The organism is Cellulosimicrobium sp. CUA-896, from assembly GCF_001942335.1.
Classification (GTDB): Bacteria; Actinomycetota; Actinomycetes; order Actinomycetales; family Cellulomonadaceae; genus Cellulosimicrobium.
In genome coordinates this window covers 1-21,049 of the sequence record NZ_MKKH01000029.1, presented here as the reverse complement: position 1 = coordinate 21,049, position 21,049 = coordinate 1, and the positions used below count along the sequence as shown (strand labels likewise).

Annotated in this window: 16 protein-coding genes and 4 pseudogenes; 13 read left to right on the top strand and 7 right to left on the bottom strand. The window is 75.3% G+C overall.

Annotated elements, in window-relative coordinates; all coding sequences use genetic code 11:
* The first annotated feature begins 109 nt into the window (after positions 1–109).
* The 6 genes and pseudogenes from BJF88_RS10530 (at position 110) to BJF88_RS10515 (ending at position 6,927) form a co-directional block, all read left to right on the top strand.
* Positions 110–994 (top strand): aminotransferase class I/II-fold pyridoxal phosphate-dependent enzyme, encoded by an 885-nt coding sequence (locus BJF88_RS10530; RefSeq protein ID WP_369824570.1) that lies wholly within the window; start codon positions 110–112, stop codon positions 992–994.
* Positions 976–1,341 (top strand): hypothetical protein, encoded by a 366-nt coding sequence (locus BJF88_RS23560; RefSeq protein ID WP_369824569.1) that lies wholly within the window; start codon positions 976–978, stop codon positions 1,339–1,341. The genes BJF88_RS10530 and BJF88_RS23560 overlap by 19 nt, the downstream gene beginning before the upstream one ends.
* Positions 1,342–1,426: 85 nt before the next feature.
* Positions 1,427–2,149, top strand: coding sequence for a TetR/AcrR family transcriptional regulator (locus BJF88_RS10525; RefSeq protein WP_075828757.1), 723 nt, complete (start codon positions 1,427–1,429; stop codon positions 2,147–2,149).
* A gap of 17 nt (positions 2,150–2,166) precedes the next feature.
* Positions 2,167–3,129: pseudogene (locus BJF88_RS23555) on the top strand (RND transporter); the annotation flags it as partial.
* An 83-nt stretch (positions 3,130–3,212) separates the two neighbouring features.
* On the top strand, positions 3,213–4,778 hold the full coding sequence (locus tag BJF88_RS23550) for an MMPL family transporter (RefSeq protein WP_369824568.1): 1,566 nt from the start codon (positions 3,213–3,215) through the stop codon (positions 4,776–4,778).
* A gap of 187 nt (positions 4,779–4,965) precedes the next feature.
* Positions 4,966–6,927, top strand: a complete 1,962-nt coding sequence (locus BJF88_RS10515; protein WP_075828756.1) for a penicillin-binding transpeptidase domain-containing protein — start codon at positions 4,966–4,968, stop codon at positions 6,925–6,927.
* A gap of 45 nt (positions 6,928–6,972) precedes the next feature.
* Here the strand turns inward: BJF88_RS10515 and BJF88_RS10510 are convergent, their stop codons facing one another.
* Positions 6,973–7,203: a hypothetical protein gene (locus BJF88_RS10510; RefSeq protein WP_255371947.1), complete on the bottom strand. Its 231-nt coding sequence runs from the start codon at positions 7,201–7,203 to the stop codon at positions 6,973–6,975.
* 221 nt (positions 7,204–7,424) lie between these two features.
* On the opposite strand from BJF88_RS10510, the gene BJF88_RS23545 reads away from it, so the two are divergent.
* Both BJF88_RS23545 and BJF88_RS10505 read left to right on the top strand, forming a co-directional pair.
* A complete protein-coding gene (locus BJF88_RS23545; RefSeq protein WP_369824567.1) occupies positions 7,425–7,571 on the top strand; it encodes a putative leader peptide in 147 nt (48 codons plus the stop codon).
* A 343-nt stretch (positions 7,572–7,914) separates the two neighbouring features.
* Positions 7,915–9,348 carry a dicarboxylate/amino acid:cation symporter gene (locus BJF88_RS10505; protein WP_255371949.1) on the top strand — a complete coding sequence of 478 codons (1,434 nt, stop codon included), beginning with the start codon at positions 7,915–7,917 and terminating at the stop codon, positions 9,346–9,348.
* Positions 9,349–9,444: 96 nt separating this feature from the next.
* Here the strand turns inward: BJF88_RS10505 and BJF88_RS10500 are convergent, their stop codons facing one another.
* From BJF88_RS10500 to BJF88_RS10490, 3 genes are all read right to left on the bottom strand, one after another.
* On the bottom strand, positions 9,445–9,627 hold the full coding sequence (locus BJF88_RS10500) for an Rv0909 family putative TA system antitoxin (protein ID WP_075828755.1): 183 nt from the start codon (positions 9,625–9,627) through the stop codon (positions 9,445–9,447).
* Between the two features lie 150 nt (positions 9,628–9,777).
* Complete coding sequence (locus BJF88_RS10495) at positions 9,778–10,239, bottom strand: hypothetical protein (protein ID WP_075828754.1); 462 nt, start codon at positions 10,237–10,239, stop codon at positions 9,778–9,780.
* A gap of 120 nt (positions 10,240–10,359) precedes the next feature.
* Complete coding sequence (locus BJF88_RS10490; protein ID WP_075828766.1) at positions 10,360–11,298, bottom strand: NADP-dependent oxidoreductase; 939 nt, start codon at positions 11,296–11,298, stop codon at positions 10,360–10,362.
* Between the two features lie 108 nt (positions 11,299–11,406).
* Here BJF88_RS10490 and lysX point away from each other — a divergent pair.
* Positions 11,407–14,912 (top strand): annotated as a pseudogene (gene lysX / locus BJF88_RS10485) (bifunctional lysylphosphatidylglycerol synthetase/lysine--tRNA ligase LysX).
* Between the two features lie 32 nt (positions 14,913–14,944).
* Here lysX and BJF88_RS10480 read toward each other — a convergent pair.
* Positions 14,945–15,349 carry a hypothetical protein gene (locus tag BJF88_RS10480; RefSeq protein ID WP_075828753.1) on the bottom strand — a complete coding sequence of 135 codons (405 nt, stop codon included), beginning with the start codon at positions 15,347–15,349 and terminating at the stop codon, positions 14,945–14,947.
* A gap of 557 nt (positions 15,350–15,906) precedes the next feature.
* Between BJF88_RS10480 and BJF88_RS23540 the strand changes: the two are divergent.
* Both BJF88_RS23540 and BJF88_RS23535 read left to right on the top strand, forming a co-directional pair.
* Positions 15,907–16,206, top strand: a pseudogene (locus BJF88_RS23540) (HNH endonuclease family protein); the annotation flags it as partial.
* 3 nt (positions 16,207–16,209) lie between these two features.
* On the top strand, positions 16,210–16,512 hold the full coding sequence (locus BJF88_RS23535; protein ID WP_369824571.1) for an excalibur calcium-binding domain-containing protein: 303 nt from the start codon (positions 16,210–16,212) through the stop codon (positions 16,510–16,512).
* A gap of 112 nt (positions 16,513–16,624) precedes the next feature.
* On the opposite strand, the pseudogene gadC reads toward BJF88_RS23535, so the two are convergent.
* Both gadC and BJF88_RS10465 read right to left on the bottom strand, forming a co-directional pair.
* Positions 16,625–18,079 (bottom strand): annotated as a pseudogene (gene gadC / locus BJF88_RS21995) (putative glutamine/gamma-aminobutyrate antiporter GadC); the annotation flags it as partial.
* A gap of 140 nt (positions 18,080–18,219) precedes the next feature.
* Positions 18,220–19,494, bottom strand: coding sequence for an amidohydrolase (locus BJF88_RS10465; RefSeq protein WP_075828752.1), 1,275 nt, complete (start codon positions 19,492–19,494; stop codon positions 18,220–18,222).
* Between the two features lie 145 nt (positions 19,495–19,639).
* Between BJF88_RS10465 and BJF88_RS10460 the strand changes: the two genes are divergently transcribed.
* Together BJF88_RS10460 and BJF88_RS19060 are read left to right on the top strand one after the other, a co-directional pair.
* Positions 19,640–20,335 carry a Pr6Pr family membrane protein gene (locus BJF88_RS10460; RefSeq protein WP_075828751.1) on the top strand — a complete coding sequence of 232 codons (696 nt, stop codon included), beginning with the start codon at positions 19,640–19,642 and terminating at the stop codon, positions 20,333–20,335.
* A gap of 23 nt (positions 20,336–20,358) precedes the next feature.
* Positions 20,359–20,853: a hypothetical protein gene (locus tag BJF88_RS19060; protein WP_139316014.1), complete on the top strand. Its 495-nt coding sequence runs from the start codon at positions 20,359–20,361 to the stop codon at positions 20,851–20,853.
* Positions 20,854–21,049 lie beyond the last annotated feature (196 nt).

Genomic DNA, 21,049 nt, shown 5'->3' with positions numbered 1-21,049 from the left:
GGGATGGGGTGATGCCTCCATTCGACACGTGACCGGCGGGGAGGTGGGAGTCACGGCCGAACAGGGTTCTGGCAGTACCTGCCTGGAGGGGGCGACCTAGGGTGGGCTCGTGAGCCTCCCGGAGACGACGCGCACCACCGCGACCACCACCCCGCTCGACGTCCCGACGCTGGCCGAGCTCCGACGCCGGACGTCGGTGAAGTGGCAGGCGTTCGGACCCGACGTCCTCCCGCTGTGGGTCGCGGAGATGGACGCCGCGCCCTGCGAGCCGGTGGTCGACGCCGTGACGGCCGCCCTGCGCGCCGGTGACACCGGGTACGACCACGGCACCGCCTACGCCGAGGCGTACGCGCGGTTCGCGCAGCGGCGGTGGGGCTGGTCTCCCGACCCGGCGACCGCGCGCGCCCTGCCCGACGTCATGCTCGGGATCGTCGAGGTGCTGCGCGTCCTCACCTCGCCGGGCGACGCGGTCGTGGTCAACCCGCCCGTCTACCCGCCGTTCTACGGCTTCACGCAGAACGAGGGCCGCCGGGTCGTCGCCGCACCCCTCGGGCCGGACCTGCGCCTCGACCTCGCCGCGCTCGAGCGCGCGTTCGCCGACGCCACGGGCGCCACGGCCCACGGGCGCGGCGAGGGCAGCGGTCGTCGCGCCGTCTGGCTCCTGTGCAACCCGCACAACCCGACCGGCACCGCCCACACGCCCGCCGAGCTCGAGGCCGCGCTGGCGCTCGCGGCGCGGTACGACGTCCGCGTGGTGGCGGACGAGATCCACGCGCCGGTCACGCGGCCGGGTCTCGACGCCCGACCGGCGACGACGCACACGCCGCTCCTGACCGTCCCGGGCTCGCACGACGCCGTGGCCGTCGTGTCCGCGTCGAAGGCGTGGAACCTCGCGGGGCTCAAGGCGGCGCTGGCCTTCGCCGGCCCGGGGCCGTGGCCGACCTGCGCCGCATCCCCGAGGAGGCGTCGCACGGCGTGCAGCACGTGTCGGTGATCGCGCACGTCGCCGCCCTCGACCACGGCGAGGAGTGGCTCGACGCCGTGCTCGCCGGCGTCGAGCGCAACGCGCACCTGCTCACCGACCTGCTCGCCGAGCACCTGCCGCACGTGCGGTACCGGCCCGGGGAGGCGACGTACCTGGCGTGGCTCGACGGACGGGACCTGCCGGGCGACGTGGCCCGCGACCCGCGCGCATGGTTCCTGGAGCGCGCGGGGGTGGCGCTCGAGGACGGCCGCCGGTTCGGTCCGGGAGGGGAGGGGCACGTGCGGCTCAACCTCGCGACGAACGTCGGGGTGCTCACGGAGGCGGTCGGGCGCATGGCAGCCTCGATCACGGGCTGACGCCCCGTCGTCGGGCACGCCCGCGTGACGCACGCCTCACCGCCTGACGGTGCACCCGGTGCAACGATGCACTTAGTGTCGTGACATGACCGAGGTCCCCGCCGCCGTCCCCGGCGACCGCCGCGCGCGGCTCAAGGCGCGCACCCGGCGCTCCATCGTCGACGCCGCGGCGGCGCTCATGCACGCCACGCGGGGCGTCGACTTCACCGTGGACGAGCTCGCGGCCCGGGCCGACGTCTCGCGACGCACGGTGTTCAACCACTTCGCGTCCCTGGACGACGTGATCGCCGCCGTGCTCGCCGACGCCTTCCACGGCGTCGTGGAGGCGCTCGAGGCGGCGGACCCGCCGGGCGCCGACGAGCCGCAGCTCGCGGTCGCCGAGGACGCGGCCAGGGCGCTGCGCGCGACCGACCTCGTCCCCGCCCTCTCGTCGCTGACGCGCGGCCTCGGGCTGGCCGACTGGGCCGCGTGCGACGACGACGCGCCCGCGAACATCCCCGCCCACGAGGTCATGCTCCTCATGCGCTCCCTCGCCGGGACGAGCGACGACCTCGCGGCCGCGCTGCACCGGCGGCACCCCGGGGCGAACCGGCTCGACGTCGACCTCGTCGTCGGCTCGCTCATGAGCAGCCTCGTCGTGCTCCACCGCTACTGGCTCGCCGAGACGGGCGGCGGGGACGACGAGCGCTCGCGCGCCGTCTGGAGCGCGCTCCTCGACCGCATGCTCGTCCGCCTCGACACCGGCGGGACCCCCCGCGCCTCCACCCAGGACAGCCGTCCCGGGAACACCCCTCCTCGCACGAACTGATCCCTCGGAAGGACACCATGGCAGAGCTCCTCTACCGCGTCGGACGCGGCGCGGCCCGGCACGTGCGGGCGGTGATCGCGACCTGGCTCGCGGTGCTCGTCGTCGCCGGCGTCGGCTTCGCGGTCGGCGGCGGGACGCTGACCGACAGCTTCTCCATCCCGGGCACGCCGACGCAGGAGGTCACCGACCGCCTCGCCGACGAGATCCCCGAGGCCGCCGGGGGCACCGGCACCGTCGTCCTCACGACCACCGGCGACGAGGCGTTCACCGACGCGCAGCGGCAGGAGCTGTCCGCGGTGCTCGCCGACGTGGCCGAGGTCGAGGGCGTCGAGGCGGTCGTCGACCCGTTCCAGAGCGAGGCGGACCGCGAGGCGCAGGCCGCGCAGCTCGCCGAGGGCGAGCAGCAGGTGGCCGACGGCCGCGAGCAGCTCGAGCAGGGGCAGGCGCAGCTCGACGCCGCCCGCGAGCAGCTCGAGCAGGGCCAGGCGCAGCTCGACGCGGCCCGCGCCCAGGCCGAGGCCGCGGGCCAGGCCGAGGCCGTGGCCCCGCAGCTCGACGCCCAGCAGCAGCAGATCGACGCGGGGCTCGCCGAGCTCGAGGCGCAGCAGGAGCAGCTCGACGCCAGCGCGGCCGAGCTCGAGGAGGGCGCCGCGCAGGCCGAGCAGGGCCGGGCGCTGCTCGACCTCGCCGCGGAGATCCGCGTCGTCTCGCAGGACGGGGACGCGGCGGTCGCCAACGTCGTGTTCACCGAGGACCAGTTCGACGTCTCCCAGGAGACGAAGGACGCCGTCATCGGGGCGATCACCGACGGCGTCGCGGACGTCGACGGCGTCACGGTGGACTTCGGCTCGGACATCTCCATGGAGGCGCCGTCGATCATCGGGCCGGGCGAGGTCGTCGGCCTGGTCGTCGCCGCGGTCGTGCTCGTCGTCATGCTCGGGACGCTGATCGGTGCGGGCCTGCCGATCCTCACCGCCCTCGTCGGCGTGGGCATCGCGGCGCTCGGCTCGCTCGCGTTCTCCGGCGTCGTCGAGATGTCCGCGGTCACCCGGTCCTCGGCCTCATGCTCGGGCTCGCCGTCGGGATCGACTACGCGCTGTTCATCGTCAACCGGCACCGACGCCAGCTCAAGGAAGGGTACGACGTCGCGGAGTCGGTCGCCCTCGCGAACGGGACGTCGGGCAACGCGGTGGTCTTCGCCGGTTCGACGGTCGTCATCGCGCTGCTGGCCCTCAACGTCACGGGCATCCCGTTCCTCGGCCTCATGGGCACGGTCGGCGCGGCGAGCGTCGCGATCGCGGTGCTCGTCGCGGTGACGCTCACGCCGGCGCTGCTGTCGGCCATCGGCCCGCGCATCCTCAACCGCAAGGAGCGGGCGGCGCTGGTCCCGGTGCACGGCGCCCACGCGGCCGGCCCGGTGGACGGCGCGCCGGCGGCGCGCGCCGAGAAGCCGCTGCGCCCGATGTCGACCGTGGTCGCCGTGGGCCGCGTCGTGCTCGGCGTCGCCGTGCTCGCCGTCGTCGCGATCCCCGCCCTGGACCTGCGCATCAACCTGCCCGACGGCTCCTCGGAGCCCGCGGACTCGACCCAGTACCAGGCGTACTCCACGGTCGCCGAGGAGTTCGGTGCCGGCGTCAACGGGCCGCTGCTCGTCGTCGCCGACCTGCCGCAGCCCGTCGCGGACGAGGAGCTCGTCGCGACGCAGCTCGCGATCGGGGAGCAGCTCGCCGCGCAGGACGACGTCGTCGCGGTCGCCCCGGCCGCGACTTCCGAGGACGGTACCGTCGTCGCGTTCCAGGTGGTCCCCGTCGACGGCCCGACGAGCGAGTCCACGGAGGAGCTCGTCCACCACCTGCGGGACCTGTCGCCGGTGACCGTCGACACCGTGGACGGCGACGTCGAGCTCGGCGTGGCCGGGGCCGCGAGCGGCAACATCGACATCTCCGAGAAGCTCTCGGCCGCGCTGCCGCTCTACCTCGCGGTGGTCATCGGGCTCTCGCTGATCATCCTCGTCGTGGTGTTCCGGTCGCTGCTCGTCCCGCTCATCGCGACCGCCGGGTTCGTCCTCTCGTACTTCGCCGCGCTCGGCGGCGTCGTCGCGATCTACCAGTGGGGCTGGCTGTCGCCCGTGTTCAACGTGGATACCCCGGGCCCGGTGCTGAACTTCCTGCCGACGATCCTCGTCGGCGTCCTGTTCGGCCTCGCGATGGACTACATGCTGTTCCTCGGCTCCGGCATGCGGGAGGCGTACGCGCACGGCGCGCCGGCGCGCATCGCCGTCGTGCAGGGCTTCCGGGCCGGGCGCTCGGTCGTCACCGCGGCCGCGATCATCATGATCTCCGTCTTCGGCGGCTTCATCTTCGCCGAGGACGCGATGATCCGGCCGATCGGGTTCGCGCTCGCGTTCGGCGTGCTCGTCGACGCGTTCGTCGTGCGCATGCTCGTCGTCCCGGCGCTCATGCACCTGCTCGGCGGCTCCGCGTGGTGGCTGCCACGCTGGCTCGACCGGATCCTGCCCGACGTCGACGTCGAGGGTGCGGCGCTCGAGCGCAAGCACCCGCACGCCGAGGCCACCGAGGCGACCGACGACGCGGCGTCCGACGAGCGGACCGGAGCCGCCCGGGCCTGACCCGGACGGCAGGGACGACGGCACCACGCAGGTCACGGCGGGTGCGGGAGCGCGGCTCCCGCACCCGCCGTGCGCGTTCGGGGACGCCGGGTGAAGAGAGCGCGGCGACCTGACGACGACGCCTCGGGGCGTGGGCGCGGTGGGATACGGTCCGTCCTGTCTCGCTCGTCCGGAACAGGGGGAATCCGTGGCCACCGTCGTTCGCACCCGCCCGCGCGCCGCCCGGCGACGCCTGGCCGCCGCGCTGCTCGTCCCGGCGCTCGCGCTGCCGCTCGCCGCCTGCTCGCCGGACCGGCCCGCGCCCGAGGACACCGCGGCGGACCTCGCGGCGGGCATCGCGCGCGGTGACGTGGGCGGGCTCGCGTTCTCCAACGGCACGGCCGAGTCCGTGCAGGGCCACCTCGACGCCGTCCTGGAGCCGGTCTCGGAGTTCGCGCACACGGTCGAGGTGGACGACGTCGTGCTGGACGAGGAGGGCGACGACGCGGGAGAGCGCGCGACGGCGACGCTCGCCTACCGCTGGGACGTCACGCAGGACGCCGCCTGGGAGTACACGACCACCGTCGACCTGACCTTCGCCGAGCCGGGCGAGGGCGAGGACGGCCCGGGCCGCTGGGAGGCGGCGTGGGAGCCCGACGTCCTCGTGCCCGACCTCGGCCAGAACGACCGGCTCGCCGTCGAGCGCGTGCGCGCCGAGCGGGCCGAGATCGTCGGGCTCGACGACGCCCCGATCGTCACCGAGCGCCCGGTGTACCGGCTCGGCGTCGACAAGACGCGCGTCGACGCCGCCGGCTGGGACGGCGCGGCACGCGCGCTCGCGGGCGTCGTGGGACTCGACCCGGAGGAGTTCGCGCAGCGGGTCGCGGGCGCGGGGGGGAAGGCCTTCGTCGAGGCGATCACCGTCCGCACGGAGGACACGGCGGGCATCGACGTCGACGCCGCCCGGCAGATCGAGGGCGTCGCGGTGCTCGACGACGAGCTGCCTCTCGCCCCCACGCGCGAGTTCGCGCGCCAGATCCTCGGTCGGGTCGGCGACGCGACGGCCGAGATCGTCGACGAGTCCGAGGGCGCGGTCGTCGCCGGGGACACGGTCGGCCTGTCCGGCCTGCAGCGCCAGTACGACGAGCAGCTGCGCGGCACCCCGGGCGTGTCCGTCTCGATCGTCCCCGGCGGCGAGACCGACGCGGAACCGGCCGAGGTGTTCGCCGTCGAGCCCGTCGCTGGCGTGCCGCTGCGCACCACGCTGCGCCCGGACATGCAGGTCGCCGCCGAGCAGGTGCTCGCCGGGCAGACGTCGCCGAGCGCGATCGTCGCGATCCGCCCGTCGACGGGCGAGGTCCTGACCGCCGCGAGCGGCACCGCGGGCGAGGGCATGTCGACGGCGACGACCGGTCAGTACGCGCCCGGGTCCACGTTCAAGGTGGCGACCACGCTCGCGATGCTCCGCGCGGGCCTCACGCCCGACTCGACGGTCGCGTGCCCGCCCGAGCTCACGGTCGACGGGCGCGCGTTCCAGAACGTGCCCGGCTACCCGACGGACGCGCTCGGCGAGGTGCCGCTGCGCACGGCGTTCGCCAACTCGTGCAACACGGCGATGATCGGCCAGCGGGACGCCGTCTCGCAGCAGGCGCTGCACGACGCGGCCGCCTCGCTGGGCCTCGGGGTCGAGAGCGACCTCGGCGCGCCGGCGTTCTTCGGCGACGTCCCCGCGGAGGCGGACGGCACGGACCACGCCGCCTCGATGATCGGGCAGGGCAGGGTGCTCGCCTCGCCGCTCGGGATGGCGACGGTCGCGGCGAGCGTCGCGGCGGGGCACCGCGTCGCGCCGGTCATGGTCCGCCCCGACGTGCAGCCCGCGTCGGCCGAGCAGCCCGCCGGCGACCTCACGGAGGACGAGGCGGCGACGCTGCGCAGCCTCATGCGCTCGGTGGTCACCGACGGCTCGGCGGACGTCCTCGCCGACCTGCCGGGGGAGGTCGGCGCGAAGACCGGCACCGCGCAGTACGGCGACGGCACCCAGGCCCACGCCTGGATGATCGCCGTCCAGGGCGACCTCGCCGTCGCGGTGTTCGTGGAGACCGGCGACGGCGGGTCGACCACCGCGGGACCGCTCATGCGCGCCTTCCTCGACGCGCCGAACCAGGGCTGAGGCGGGGCCGACCGGCGGCCGGGCGGTCGGCGCGGGACGGGCGCCTCAGGGGCGCGGGTTCACGCGCCGCCACGGCTTCTCGTCGCGGCGCGCGCCCGTCCCCGCCGCGCAGCGGCGGCACACCGACGTCACGGCGTCCGCGTCGCGGCCCGTCGCGGGCTGCGCGTCGGCCCAGGTGACGTGCGGGAACCGCACGAGTCCCTGACGGCTGAGCTGCAGCCCGCAGACGGTCTGGTTCGTGCCGCGCTCCCACGCGTGCACCTCGCCCGCGGGCATGCGCACGCCGTCCGGGTCGGTCCACGTTCCGTGGCCGCCACGGCGGCGCCGGTGACCTTCGTGCGCATCGGGACCTCCGTTCGCGGAGCGGGGGCACTCCCTGCGACCCTAGGTCGCCGCCGTCGGCTCGCACGCGCTCGGGCCGCTCGTCCGGACACGTCACGAACGGCCGGGGAATGGGACGGCGGTGCGTCGTGTTGACAGCACCTGGGTAAGATCGGGTGCCGCGGGCGACGATCGTGCCCGCACCTCCAGCGATCCGCTCAGCGACCTCGGGAGAGCCCGTGCCCGTCAGCGTGCCCACGTGGTACCTCACCGAGCGCCGCGACGTCGACCTGCGTCGAGTCGCCAGCGCTCTGTGTCGCTGACCCCACGTCGTCGCTGACCCCGCGCCCGCCGTCCCGCGGCCGCCGCGTCGCGCGCCGCCGCACGTCCGCGCCGCACGTCGACCCCGACGTGGTCCGGACGCGCCGCCCGCGCCTGAGCCCGTCCGCAGCACGCGCCGTCGCGATGACGCGTCGTGCCGACGCGCGACGGTCACGACGACCTCCGAGCCCCGCCCGAGCCGGTCGCGCCGTGCGCCCGTGCCCCCGCACGTCACCCGAAAGGTCCCTCCGTGTCCTCGACTTCCTCGAAGCCCGCCGCGCCGGCTTCCCCCGACGCGTCGTCGCGCCCACGAAGCGCCGTCGCTTCCCGTCGTTCAGCACCCAGATCCTCCTCGGCCTCGCGCTGGGCGTCGTGCTGGGCGGCGTCGCCCTCGCGATGGGCCCGCAGGGTGCCGACGGCGAGACGCCGAACGGCCTCACGACGACGCTCGCCACCATCGGCAGCTCGTTCGTCACGCTGCTGAAGGCGATCGTCCCGCCGCTCATCTTCACCGCGATCGTCGCGTCCATCGCGAACCTGCGCACCGTCACCAACGCGGCACGCCTGGCGGGCCAGACCCTCCTGTGGTTCGCCATCACCGCGGCGATCTCGGTGGCGGTCGGCATCGGCCTCGGCCTGCTGTTCCAGCCGGGCAACCGTGCGACGGTGTCGCTCGACGACGCGTCCGAGGTCGGCCGCACGGGCTCCTGGCTCGACTTCCTCACCGGTCTGATCCCGGGCAACGTGCTCGGTCTCGGCGCGAGCACGAACCTCGAGACCGGCGACGACGGCGCCCTCACCGGCTCCGCCGAGACGTCGGTGAGCTTCAGCGTGCTGCAGATCCTCGTGGTCGCGCTCGTCATCGGCATCGCCGCGCTCAAGTCCGGCGCGAAGGCCGACCCGTTCCTCGCGTTCAACCGCTCGGCGCTCGCGATCATCCAGAAGGTGCTGTGGTGGATCATCCGCCTCGCGCCGCTCGGCACCCTCGGCCTCATCGGCAACGCGATCGCCACGTACGGCTGGGGCTCGCTGAGCTCGCTCGCGTGGTTCGCCGCCGCGGTCTACGTCGGCCTGGCCCTGGTGCTGTTCGTCGTCTACCCGGTGCTGCTGCGCACCAACGGGCTGAAGATCGCCAGCTACTTCCGGGGCGCCTGGCCGGCCATCCAGCTCGCCTTCGTGTCGCGCTCGTCGATCGGCACGCTGCCCGTCACGGAGCGCGTCGCCGAGCGCAACCTGGGTGTGCCGCGCGAGTACGCGTCGTTCGCCGTCCCGCTGGCCGCGACGACGAAGATGGACGGCTGCGCCTCGATCTACCCGGCGATCTCGGCGATCTTCGTCGCGGAGATCTTCAACATCGACCTGTCGATCACGGACTACCTGCTCATCGCGTTCGTGTCCGTCGTCGGGTCCGCCGCGACCGCGGGGCTCACGGGCGCCGTCGTCATGCTGACGCTGACCCTGTCGACGCTCGGCCTGCCGCTCGCGGGCGTCGGCCTGCTGCTCGCGATCGACCCGATCCTCGACATGGGCCGCACCGCGGTCAACGTCGCGGGGCAGGCGCTCGTGCCGACGATCGTCGCCAAGCGCGAGGGCATCCTCGACCTCGAGCAGTACGAGTCGGCCTCGGCCGAGGACCTCTTCGCGGACGACGACGCCCCCGCCGCGGGCGACGCGGCCGCCGAGGAGGGTGCGTCGTCGGCCACCGCGACCGACGGCACGGCGGGCAGCACGAGCGACAGCCGTTCCGCCGACGAGCCGGTGACGAGCGCCGCGCGCTGACGCCGTCCTGAGCGCCGACCACGGGGTTGGTGACGCGTCCCGACCGGGACGCGTCACCAACCCCGTTCTCGTCGGCGGGAAGCGGCCTGCTGCGGGCTACTCGTTGCCGACCGACCGGTCGGCCCGGTCGGTCGCCCGGTCGATCTGCTCGTCGTGCTTGCCGCCGGTGACGCGCGAGGCCGCGTCGCCGCCCTTGTCGAGCGCGGCGTCGGACGCCTTCTCGCCCTTGTCGCTGTCCAGCGCGTCGCCGGCCTTCTTCCTCAGGTCGTCGATCTCCATCGTGCGCCCCTCCGTCGGGACCCCGGGCGGGCCCGTGCGGTCCCATCGTGGGCAGCGCCCCCCGTCGGTCGCATCCCGGCCGGGCCCGGACGCGCGAGCGCCCCGCCCCCGGGTCTCGGGGACGGGGCGCTCGGACCGCGGCGCGCGACGTCAGGACGCGAAGGCGTACCCGGCCTCGGTGCACTCGGCGCGCAGGGCGTCGAGCGACGGCTGGAAGTCGTCGGTCGTCACCTCGACGCCCGACAGGGCGGCCTCGAACGGCGCCTTGATGCCGTTGAGGTCCTCCTGCAGCTCCACGTCGGCGAAGCGCTGGACGGACGCGATCTTGTCGCGCGTGGTGGCGAGCTCCGTCGACGTCTCCTCCGTGACCTCCTGCGTGGTGAGCGGGAAGGTCGCGTCGACGCGCGCGGCGAGCGAGTTCTCCTCGCCGTCGTAGAAGGCCGCGCAGGACTGGACGATCTCGACGACGGTCGGCGTGGGGGCCGCGGCCTCGGTCGTGGCGGTCTCGGCGGGGGTCGTGGCGTCGTCGCTCGACGGGTCGGTCGTCGAGGCGCAGGACGCCAGGAGGAGGGCACTGGTCAGCGCCGCGGTGGCGGCGAGGTACTTACGCATGCTAACGATTTCACACCGGCCGAGCCGCGGCGTGCAAGACGATTCCGCGCGCGCGGGGGCCGGAACGGCGGGATCTCGCCGCTCCGCGGGCGACGCTGTAAGCAGCGTCACAAGCCGTGCTCAGGGCACGTCGAGGACGACCTTGCCGCGCACGTGCCCCGACGCGACGAGACGGACCGCCTCCGCGGCCTCGGCGAGCGGGAAGCGGCGCGCGATCTCGGTGCGCAGGCGCCCGTCCTCCGCGAGCGCGACCACCTCGTCGAGCGCACCCTTCGCGTCCACCTTGTCGGCGATCCCCGCGGCGCGCGACGCGTCCGTGCTCACGATCGTCACCGCGGCGGGCGGGTCGTCCGGCGCGACCGCGGTGAGGCGGTCGCCGAGCAGCTCGGCGGTCGCGGCGACCGTCTCCGGCGTCCCCACGAGGTCGACGACGACGCTCACCCGGTCGAGGCCGTCGGGCAGGGCGCGGACCGCCTCGACGAGGCCGGGTCCGTGCGCCACGGGCGTCGCCCCCAGCCCGCGCAGGTAGTCGTGGTTCGCGGGGGAGGCGGTCCCGACGACGCGCGCGCCGAGCGCCCGCGCGACCTGCACCGCCGCGGAGCCGACACCGCCGCTCGCGCCGTGCAGCAGCACGACGTCGCCCTCGCGGACGTCGGCCTGGACGAGCGCGGAGAACGCGGTCGCCGCGGCGACGGGCAGCACGGCGGCCTGGTCGGGTGCCACCGTCTCCGGCACGCGCCGCACGTGGTCGGCGCGCACGAGCGAGAGCGCCCGCTGCGCGCCCGTGCCGTGCCACACCACCGCGTCCCCGGGGGCGAGGTCGGCGACGTCCGGGCCGACGGCGTCCACGATGCCCGCGGCCTCGAAGCCGAGGACGCCCGGCAGCCTCCCGCCGAAGGCGCCCGCGAGCCGCTTGGCGTCCGCCGGGTTGACCCCTACGACGCGGTTCGCGACGCGCACCTGACCGCTGCCCGGGTCGCCGACGTCCTCGGTGGTGACGCGCAGGACGTCGGGTTCTCCGAACGCGTCGTAGGTGACGACGGTCGCCGTCGTGCTCATGGGTCCTCCCCCCGTCGCGCCCGTGGGGCGCCGGACGCCGCGACGCCGCGGACGGACCGCGACGGCCCGGCGGTCGCCCGGCGCCTCCACTCTTCCATCACGGGCGACGTGCTGTCATGCCGGCCCCGCGTGGTGGGACGCCGACGTCACGCGCTCCGGGAGCGCTCCCGCGACCGGCGGCGTACCTTCGGGCTGGAGGATCACCCGCCCTGCCGCGCGGCAGGCCTGCCGGCTCGGGAAGGGGTCGGAGATGGTCACCAGGGACACGGAGACGGCCGTCCGGGAACCGAGCGGCGCCGCACCCACCGCCCGCGGCGGTCCGCCGCCGCCGGGCCCAGGTGCCGAGGGCGCGTCGCTCGCGCCCCCTGGGCCGACGCGGTCGCGCGGTGGGGCGCACGCGTGCTGCAGCTCTACGTCGCGTGGCTCGTGCTGGCGCTGCTCTTCCGGCCCGTCGCGCGGCACTCGGAGCGACCGGTCGCCGAGGTCCTGTCGATCACGAACGTGCCGTCGTACCCGACGGTGTTCTCCGCCGTCGTGGTCGCCCTGGTGGCCAGCGGCTTCCTGCGCCGGCGCCGCGCGGCGCTGTGGTTCGTCGTCCTCGTCTGGCAGCTGCCCGCGGCGCTGGTCGTGCTCCTCGCGCTCGTGCTCGACCGCGTCGACCCCACGGCGGGCGTGGTCGAGGACGTGCGCTGGACGACGTACGCCTCCGCGGTCGTCGGCGCCGTGCTCGTCGTGGTCCTGGTCGCGGCGCGGCGCGCCTTCCCCGCGCGCATCGCCCGTGGCGCCTGGGGGCTCGCCGTGCTCGTCGCGGTCCTCGGCGTCGTGCTCGCCACCGGGATCGCGACGGCGCTCCTGCAGGTCGTGCCGTCGACGCTCGGCACGGTGGGGGAGCGGGTCGCGTGGTCGCTGAGCTCCTCCCTCGGGCTCCCGCCGCACGAGGAGCCGTTCGCCGTCGACGGCACGGCGCCCGGCTGGCTCGCGTTCGTCGCCGGGCTCGTCGCGGGTCTCGGGCTCCTCGCGGCGGTCGCCGTCTTCCTGCGCGCCGGCCCGCGCGACGTCGCCCGCACGCCCGACGAGGAGCTCGCCGTGCGCCGTCTGCTCCTCGAGCACCCGAGCGACGACTCGCTCGAGTACTTCGCGACGCGCGACGACCGCTCCGCCGTCTTCTCCGCGGACGGGCGGGCCGCGGTCTCCTACCGCGTCGTGAGCGGCGTGCTGCTCGCCGCGGGCGACCCCGTGGGCGACCCGGCGTCGTGGGACGACGCCGTCGGGCGCACCCTCGTCCACGCGCGCCGCCACGGCTGGGCGCCGGCGGTCGTCTCCGCGAGCGAGCGCGGTGCGCGCGCCTACCGCGACGCGGGGCTCGCCGTCCTCGTCATGGGCGACGAGGCGGTCGTCGTCACGCGCGAGTTCGACCTCTCCGCGCCCTCGATGCGCCCCGTGCGGCACGCCGTCGCGCGGCCCGCGCGCGAGGGGTACACCGTGCGGGTGCGCCGCCAGCGCGAGATCCCGCCCGCCGAGCTCGCGGCGCTCGCGCAGGCGGCGGACCGCTGGCGGCACGGCGAGGAGCGCGGGTTCTCCATGGCGCTCGAACGCCTCGGCAGCCCGCGCGACCCGCGCGTGCTGGTCGTCACCGCGCACGACCGCGACGACGAGGTCCGCGGCCTGCTGACGTTCGTGCCGTGGGGGCGCAAGGGCGTCTCGCTCGACGTCATGCGGCGCTCGCCCGAGGCCGCCCCGGGCGTCACCGAGCTCATGGTCTCGACGCTCGCGAGCGAGAGCCCGGGCATGGGCGTCGACCGCGTCTCTCTCAACTTCGCGATGTTCCGCGGCATCATCGAGCAGGGCGAGTCGGTCGCGGCGACGCCCGTGCAGCGGGTCCTGCGCCGCCTCATCCTCGTCGCGTCGCGCTGGTGGCAGCTCGACTCCCTGTACCGGTCGAACCAGAAGTACGAGCCCCGTTGGCGCACCCGGTACCTGTGCTACGCCGCACCCGCCCAGCTGACGTCCGTGACGCTCGCGGCGGGCCAGGCGGAGGGGTTCGTGCCCCTGTGGACGTCGGCCCGGGGCGCGGCGACGTCGTCGTCGGCCGAGGCCGATACGGCGCTCGCCGCCGCGGTGCGCGAGCAGGAGGACGCGCTGCTCGCCCTCGACGTGCCGACGCCGCGGCTCACCGACCAGGAGCGCGCGCGCCGGGCGAAGCTCGACGTCCTGGCGGCGGCGGGGATGCCCGCGTACCCGGTCACGGTGCCGCGCACGCACCGGCTCGCCGACGTCGACGATCTCCTGCTCGGGCAGACGGTCGCGGTGTCCGGTCGCGTGGTGCGGCTGCGCGACCTCGGCGGCGTGTGCTTCGCGGTGCTGCGCGAGGAGAACGTCGAGCGGCAGGTCCTGCTGACCGCCGACGGCGCGGCGGACGTCGCGCTGTGGCGGCGCGCCGTCGACCTGGCCGACCACGTGAGCGTCACGGGCACGGTCGCGCGCAGCCGCACCGGCGAGCTGTCGGTGCACGCCGACGCCTGGGTCATGGCGTCCAAGTGCCTCAAGGCGCCGCCGGACAAGTTCCGCGGGCTGTCGGACCCGGAGACGCGCATGCGCCTGCGGCACGTCGACCTCGCGCTGGACACGACGGCGAGCGTGACGCTGCGCGGGCGCTCCGTCGCGGTGCACGCGCTGCGGTCCGCGCTCGTCGAGCGGTCGTTCATCGAGGTCGAGACGCCGATCCTCCAGCGCGTCCACGGCGGCGCGAACGCCCGTCCGTTCCGCACGCACATCACGCCTACGACATGGACCTGTACCTGCGCATCGCGCCGGAGCTGTTCCTCAAGCAGCTCGCCGTCGGCGGGGTCGAGCGCGTCTTCGAGCTCGGGCGGAACTTCCGCAACGAGGGCGCGGACGCGACGCACAACCCCGAGTTCACGTCGCTCGAGGCGTACCAGGCGTTCGGTGACTACACGACGATGCGCCACCTCACGCGCGAGCTCGTCGTCGCGGCCGCGGTCGCCGTCCACGGGGACGCCGTGTCGCGGCGCCCCGACGGGACCGACGTCCGGCTCGACGGCGAGTGGCCGGTGGTGAGCGTGCACGACGCCGTCTCGCGCGCCGTCGGCGCCGACGTCACCCCCGACACACCCATGGGCGAGCTGCACCGCCTGTGCGCGGCGCACGACATCGAGGTGGGCGAGGACGAGACGCACGGCGCGGTGGTCAACGAGATGTACGACCGGCTCGTCGAGGGGCAGACCGTCGAGCCGACGTTCTACACCGACTTCCCGGTCGAGACGTCGCCGCTCACGCGGGTCCACCGGCGTGACCCCCGTCTGGCCGAGCGCTGGGACCTCGTGGCCTTCGGCGCCGAGCTCGGTACCGCGTACTCCGAGCTCGTCGATCCGGTCGACCAGCGCCGGCGCCTCACCGAGCAGTCGCTGCTCGCCGCGGCCGGCGACCCGGAGGCGATGGAGGTCGACGAGGCCTTCCTCGACGCGCTCGAGTTCGCGATGCCGCCCACGGGCGGCCTCGGGCTCGGGGTCGACCGGATCTACATGATGCTCATCGGGGCGTCGATCCGGGAGACGCTCGCCTTCCCGTTCGTGAAGCCGCAGCGGCGCTCCTGACCACGTCCGCGCGGCGGCGCGGCGTCCACCGGTCAGCGGTCCGAGTCCATCTCCCCGCCGATGCCGGCCTGCGTCTCCATGAGGTCGCCGACGCCCCCGACGACCACCCAGTTCGGCCCGACGAGCGCGGCCTCCTCCTCGCTCTCCGGCGTGCGGGGCAGGAGGGCGACGAACTCCTCCTCGTCGACGGTTTCGTCGAAGACGGCGAGGAGCGTGTCGCCGTCGCACTCGGCCAGCTCCACCGGCTCCCCGGCGGAGTCCACGGGCACGTAGTCGAAGCACGTGAGGCCGGCGGTCGTGGCGGACGCGTGCAGGTCGTCGACCGACGCGTACTCGGTGTCCTTCTCGCCAGGCCCCGGGCCTGTGCACGCGGCCAGGGCGGCGGCCAGCGTCCCCGCGGTCGCGGCGAGGAGGGACGTGCGGCCAGCAGCGCGCATAGGTCGATGGTCCACCTCGCGGCCGGATCGCGCCACGGGACCGGGCGCGCGGCTGAGCGGCTCGTCGGCGTGCCGCTCGGCTAGGGTGACGGCGCACACGGCACCGCGGGTATTGGCAGCAGGCATCGCGCGGCACGACGAGAAGGGCACGCGGTGATGACGAGAGCGAGGACGGTCGGGCGCGGCGTGGCCGTGCTGCTCGCCGGGCTCGCGCTCGTCTCGGCGCGGCCGGGTGCGCGACGACGGAACCGGCCGGCGGTGCTGACGACGCGAACGGCGCCGTCACCGACGACCCGACGACCGCCGCACCGGACGGCTCCGGCGCCGCCGCGACCCAGGACCCCGCTCCCGACGCGGGCGGAGACCCGGCCGCGGCGGACCCGGGGACCGCGCTCGCCGCGCTCGCGACGCTCGAGGTCAAGGGGCGGGCGCCGAGGACCGGGTACGACCGCGACCAGTTCGGACCCGCCTGGGCGGACGTCGACCGCAACGGTTGCGACACGCGCAACGACGTCCTCGCGCGCGACCTCACCGGCGAGACGTTCGAGCCCGGCACGCACGACTGCGTCGTCGTCACGGGGATCCTCGACGACCCGTACACCGCGACGACCATCGCGTTCCAGCGGGGGAACGTCACGTCCACGGCCGTGCAGATCGACCACGTCGTGGCCCTGTCCGACGCGTGGCAGAAGGGCGCGCAGCAGCTCGACACCGCGACGAGGCAGCGGTTCGCGAACGACCCGCTCAACCTGCTCGCCGTGGACGGGCCGACGAACCAGGCCAAGGGCGACGGCGACGCCGCGACGTGGCTTCCGCCCAGCAAGCCCTTCCGCTGCGCGTACGTCGCGCGCCAGGTCGCCGTGAAGGCCGGCTACGGGCTGTGGGTCACGCAGGCCGAGCACGACGCGATCGCTCGCGTCCTCGGTGCGTGCCCCGACGAACCCCTGCCGGCCGCGGCGGACGGCGCGGCGCCCCGGACCGAGGAGCCCGCGCCTGCGGCGTCCGCCCCGGCCCCGGAGACCGTCCCGGAGCCCGGGCCCGCCGACGTCGTCTACGAGAGCTGCGCCGCGGTTCGTGCCGCGGGCGCGGCGCCGATCCGCGCCGGCGAGCCCGGGTACAGCCGGCAGCTCGACGGCGACGGCGACGGCGTCGGCTGCGAGTAGCGGCGACGTCAGGCCCGGGGCGCGCCCGGCGGCCGGTCCGCCGGTGCGCCGTCCTCCTGCCACGTGAAGGGCGCGAAGGTCGACGTGGCGTCCCGCCACGCGGGACGCGCGCGCGGTAGACGAGCACGGGCAGGGCGACGAACAGCACCGACAGCACGACGAGGAGCACCACGTAGACGACCGGGCTCCCGACGGCGACCTGCCCCGGCGGCACGTAGCTCGTGATGAGCGCGAGCAGCGACGCCACGAGACCGAGCCCGCCCACGAGCCGCACGCCCACCCGGCCGCCGGGCACGCGGTAGGGGCGCGGGCGGTCGGGCTGGGTGCGCCGCAGCGAGAGGACCGCGGCGAACATCAGCAGGTACGCGACGAGGTAGAGGATCACCGTGAGCTGGCTGAGGAGCTGGTAGGCCGACTGCACCGACGGCATCACGACGAACATCGCCGACAGGGCGGTCACGACGAGCGCCTGGACGAGCAGGATGCTCGACGCCATGCCGTGCCGGTTCGTGCGGTGGAACCAGCGGGGGAGGAACCCGGCGCGGGCGACCGCGTGCAGCCCGGTCGCGGGTCCGGCCACCCACGTGGTGACGCCCGCGAGCACGCCGACGGCGAGCATCGCGGCGACGACCGGCCCGGCCCAGGGCACCCCGGCCCAGGTGAGCAGGTGGTCGAACGCGGTGAGCAGGCTCGCGGTGAGGCTGATGTCCTCCTGCGGCACGACGACGGCGATCGTCAGCGTCCCGAGCGTGAGCACGACGACGGCGACGAGCGCCGCGACGGCGATCGCCACCGGGTACGTGCGCTCGGGGTGCCGGATCGCGCCGACGTGCACGGCGTTGACCTCGATGCCCGCGTAGAACAGGAAGATCCCCGCCGCGAGGACGACGTTGTCCAGGTGCGTGAGGTCGGGGACGAACGCGCCCCACGTGAGCGGCACCTGCGACGGCTCGCCGCTGAGCAGGTAGGCCGCGCCGAGGCCGACGAGCAGCGCCGCCGGGACCAGCGTGCCGACGATCCCGCCCCAGCGCGCGGTGCGCGCGAACGCCGACGCCCCGCGCAGGGCGATGAGCGTCGCCGCCCAGAACACCGCGAGCACCACGAGGAGCACGAAGAACCGGTCGTCGGCGACGCGCTCGTCGAACCGCGCGTCCGGTCCCGTGTAGGCGAGGGTCACGGCCGCGAACGTCAGCGCCGTGGGGAACCAGATGCAGCCCTCGACGAACACCATCGCGATCGCGAGGAACCCCCACCGGCTGCCGAACGCCTCGCCGACCCAGCGGAACATCCCGCCCTCCTGCGGCCACGTCGACGCCAGCTCGGCGGCGACGATCGCGACCGGACCGAGGAAGCAGACGGCGGCCAGCAGGTAGTAGAACGCCGAGGCGAGGCCGTACTCGGCCTCCGCGGGCAGGCCGCGCAGGCTCACGACCGCCGCGACGTTGAGCATGACGAGCGAGCCGACGGTGATCGCTCCGGCCGGTGCGCGTGCGCCGCGCCTCGACGCGCGGCCCGGGGCGGCGTCCGACGGGTCGGTGGAGGCTTCCTGGGACGTGCGCTCGGCCATGACGGTCCCCTCCCGCGGGTGCGACGGCCCAGGAGGAACGGTAGTGGCGCGGGTCACACGCGTCGAGCGGCGGCGCGCGGCCGTGGCGAGGTGCCGGGCGGCGGGTCGTCGCCCCGCCCGCCCTCGGCCGTGACGGGTCGTCAGCGCGTGAAGCGCTCCGCGCGCTCGACGACGTGCGGCGCGCCGCGCCCGTCGTTCGCCGCGTGGTCCCAGCGGTAGACCTCGGTGCCGGTGATGAGCACGTGCTCGGCGCGCGCGGTCACGTCGAGCGGGTCGCCCGACCACACGACGACGTCGCCGTGCAGGCCCGGCGCGAGCGAGCCGACGCGGTCGTCGAGCCCGAGGATCGCCGCGGGGTTCACGGTGAGCGCCCGCAGCGCGGTGTCGCGGTCGAGGCCCTCCTTCACGGCGAGCGACGCCTGGTGGACGAGGAAGTTGATCGGGACGACGGGGTGGTCCGTGGTGATCGCGACGCGCACGCCGGCGCGCGCGAGGACGCCGAGGGTGGCAATGCTCCGGTCGCGCAGCTCGATCTTGGAGCGCGACGTGAACATCGGCCCGAAGATGACGGGGACGTCACGCTCGGCGAGCACGTCGGCGACCGCGGCGCCGTCCGTCCCGTGGTTGACGACGAGCCGGTACCCGAACTCGTCGGCCAGGCGCAGCGCCGTCGCGATGTCGTCCGCGCGGTGCGTGTGCTGGTCCCAGTACAGCTCGCCGGCGAGGACGCGCGCGAGCGTCTCCTTGCCGAGGTCGCGGTCGAACGGCTCGCCCTTCGCCGCGGCGGCATCCCGGCGCGCGACGTAGTTCTGCGCGTCGACGAACGCGCGGCGGATGACGTTCGCGACGCCGAGGCGCGTCGACGGCAGCTTCTTCTGGTCGCCGTAGACGCGCTTGGGGTTCTCGCCGAGCGCCGACTTCACGGAGACGGACTCCTGGAACACCTGCTCGTCGACCGTCCGACCGCCCCAGGTCTTGATCGCGACGGTCTGCCCGCCGATGGGGTTGCCCGAGCCGGGCTTCACGACGGCCGAGGTCACGCCGCCGACGAGGGCGTCCCGGAAGCCCTCGTCCTCGACGTTGATCCCGTCGAGCGCGCGCAGCGCGGACCCGTTCGGGTCCGTCATCTCGTTGGTGTCGTTGCCGGCCCAGCCCTCGGCCTCCTCCATGACACCCATGTGGGCGTGGGCCTCGACGAAGCCGGGCAGGACCCAGCGGCCGCGCGCGTCGATCGTGCGCACGCCGTCGGGCACGACGACGTCCGCACCGACGGCGGTGATGACGCCGTCCTCGACGAGGACCGTGCCGTTCTCGATCGGGTCGGCCGCGACGGGCACGACGTAGCCGTTCGTGACGGCGACGGTGCCGCGGGCCGTGCGGGGAGCGGTGCGGGCGGGGCTGGATGAGGTCGTCATGCCCCCATCATGACAAGTCGCCCCGGGCAAGGGTCGGGCGGTGCGCCGGGCGGGGGCGCGGGGCTATCCTCCCGGGAGCGGGACGGTGGCCTGACGCGCCTCCGCCTGTCGCCACGGGTCACGGACCGCGCGCAAGGGGGCTCGCATGCACGTCGTCGTCGGGGTGTTCCGGCTGTTCCTCGTCGTGCTCGCGCTCGTCGGGACGCGGCAGATCTGGCGCGACGGCGACGTCGACGGCCTCGTCTACTTCACGAACCAGACCTGCTTCCTCGTCGCGGTCGCGTTCGCGTGGGCCGGCGTCGCGTCGATCCTGCGCCGCCCGCAGCCGCCGGCCTGGCTCACCGGCGGGGTCACGCTGTTCGCGTCGATCACCGGCCTGGTCTCCTGGCTCGTCCTCGCGCCCGAGGACCCGTCCGCGCCCGCCGTCTTCCTCGGCCTCACGGACGGGCAGATCGAGCACCAGGTGCTGCCGCTCGCCGTCGTCGCCGACTTCCTGCTCCTCACCCCGCACCGGCGCCTGCGCGGGCTCACCGCGGCGCAGTGGCTGCTCTACCCGCTCGCGTACTTCGCGTTCACGACGATCCGCGGGTTCGTCAGCCCCGGCAGCGAGTACCCGTACGGGTTCGTCGACCTCGACGCGCTCGGCTGGACCGGGCTGCTCGTCAACGTGGTGCTCTACGGCGCCGGGTTCCTCGTGCTCGGCCTCGTCCTCGTGGGCCTGGACCGCGTCCTGCCCGCGCGCGCCCTGGTCGGCGGCTACCCGGGCGCCGTCCCCGCGGAGCGCGCGCCCGACGAGACGGAGGTCTCCCCGGGCGGGCCCTCGGGCGGCGCCCCGGCGTGACCGGCGCGGGCTAGGCTGGCGAGGTGCCCACTCCTGTCGCCGGACCGCTGCGCCTCGCGCGCGCAGCGCTCGTGGCGACCCTCGTGCTGGCGCTGACGGCGGGCGCGCACGCGGTCGCGGGTGGTCACCTGCCCGACCCGCTGGTCCTCGCGGCGCTCGGCGCGCTCACGCTCGCGGGCACCGTGCTCGCCGCACGCGCACGGTTCACGGCACCGCGCCTCGTCGCGCTGCTGGGCGGCGCTCAGCTGGCGCTGCACGTCGCGCTCGACACGCTCGGGCACGGCGCGGCCGTGTGCGTCGCCGGCGCGCGTCGGGTCACGCCGCCCACGGATCGCCGCTCGCCTGCACCGCGGCGAGCCCCGTGCCCGACGCCGCGACGGTCCTCGCGTCGTCCGCGCACCTCGGGCCGGTGGCCGCCGGGGCATGGATGGTCTCGGCGCACGCCGTCGCGACCCTCGTCCTCGCCGTCGTGCTGGCACGGGGGGAGCGAGCGCTCGAACGCTTCCTCGCCTGGCTGACCCCGCGGCAGGTCGCGCTCGCGACCGTGGTGGTCGCGGCACGACGCCCGCTCGTCCTCGGCGGCCGCGCCGGCGCGACCCCGCGTCGCGCGACGGCGGAGCAGCACCGCCGCGACCCGCGTCGCGCGACGGCGGAGCAGCACCGACCCCGCGGGGCCGCCCGTCGCGCGGCTCGTCGGGGCTCACGTCTGACCTG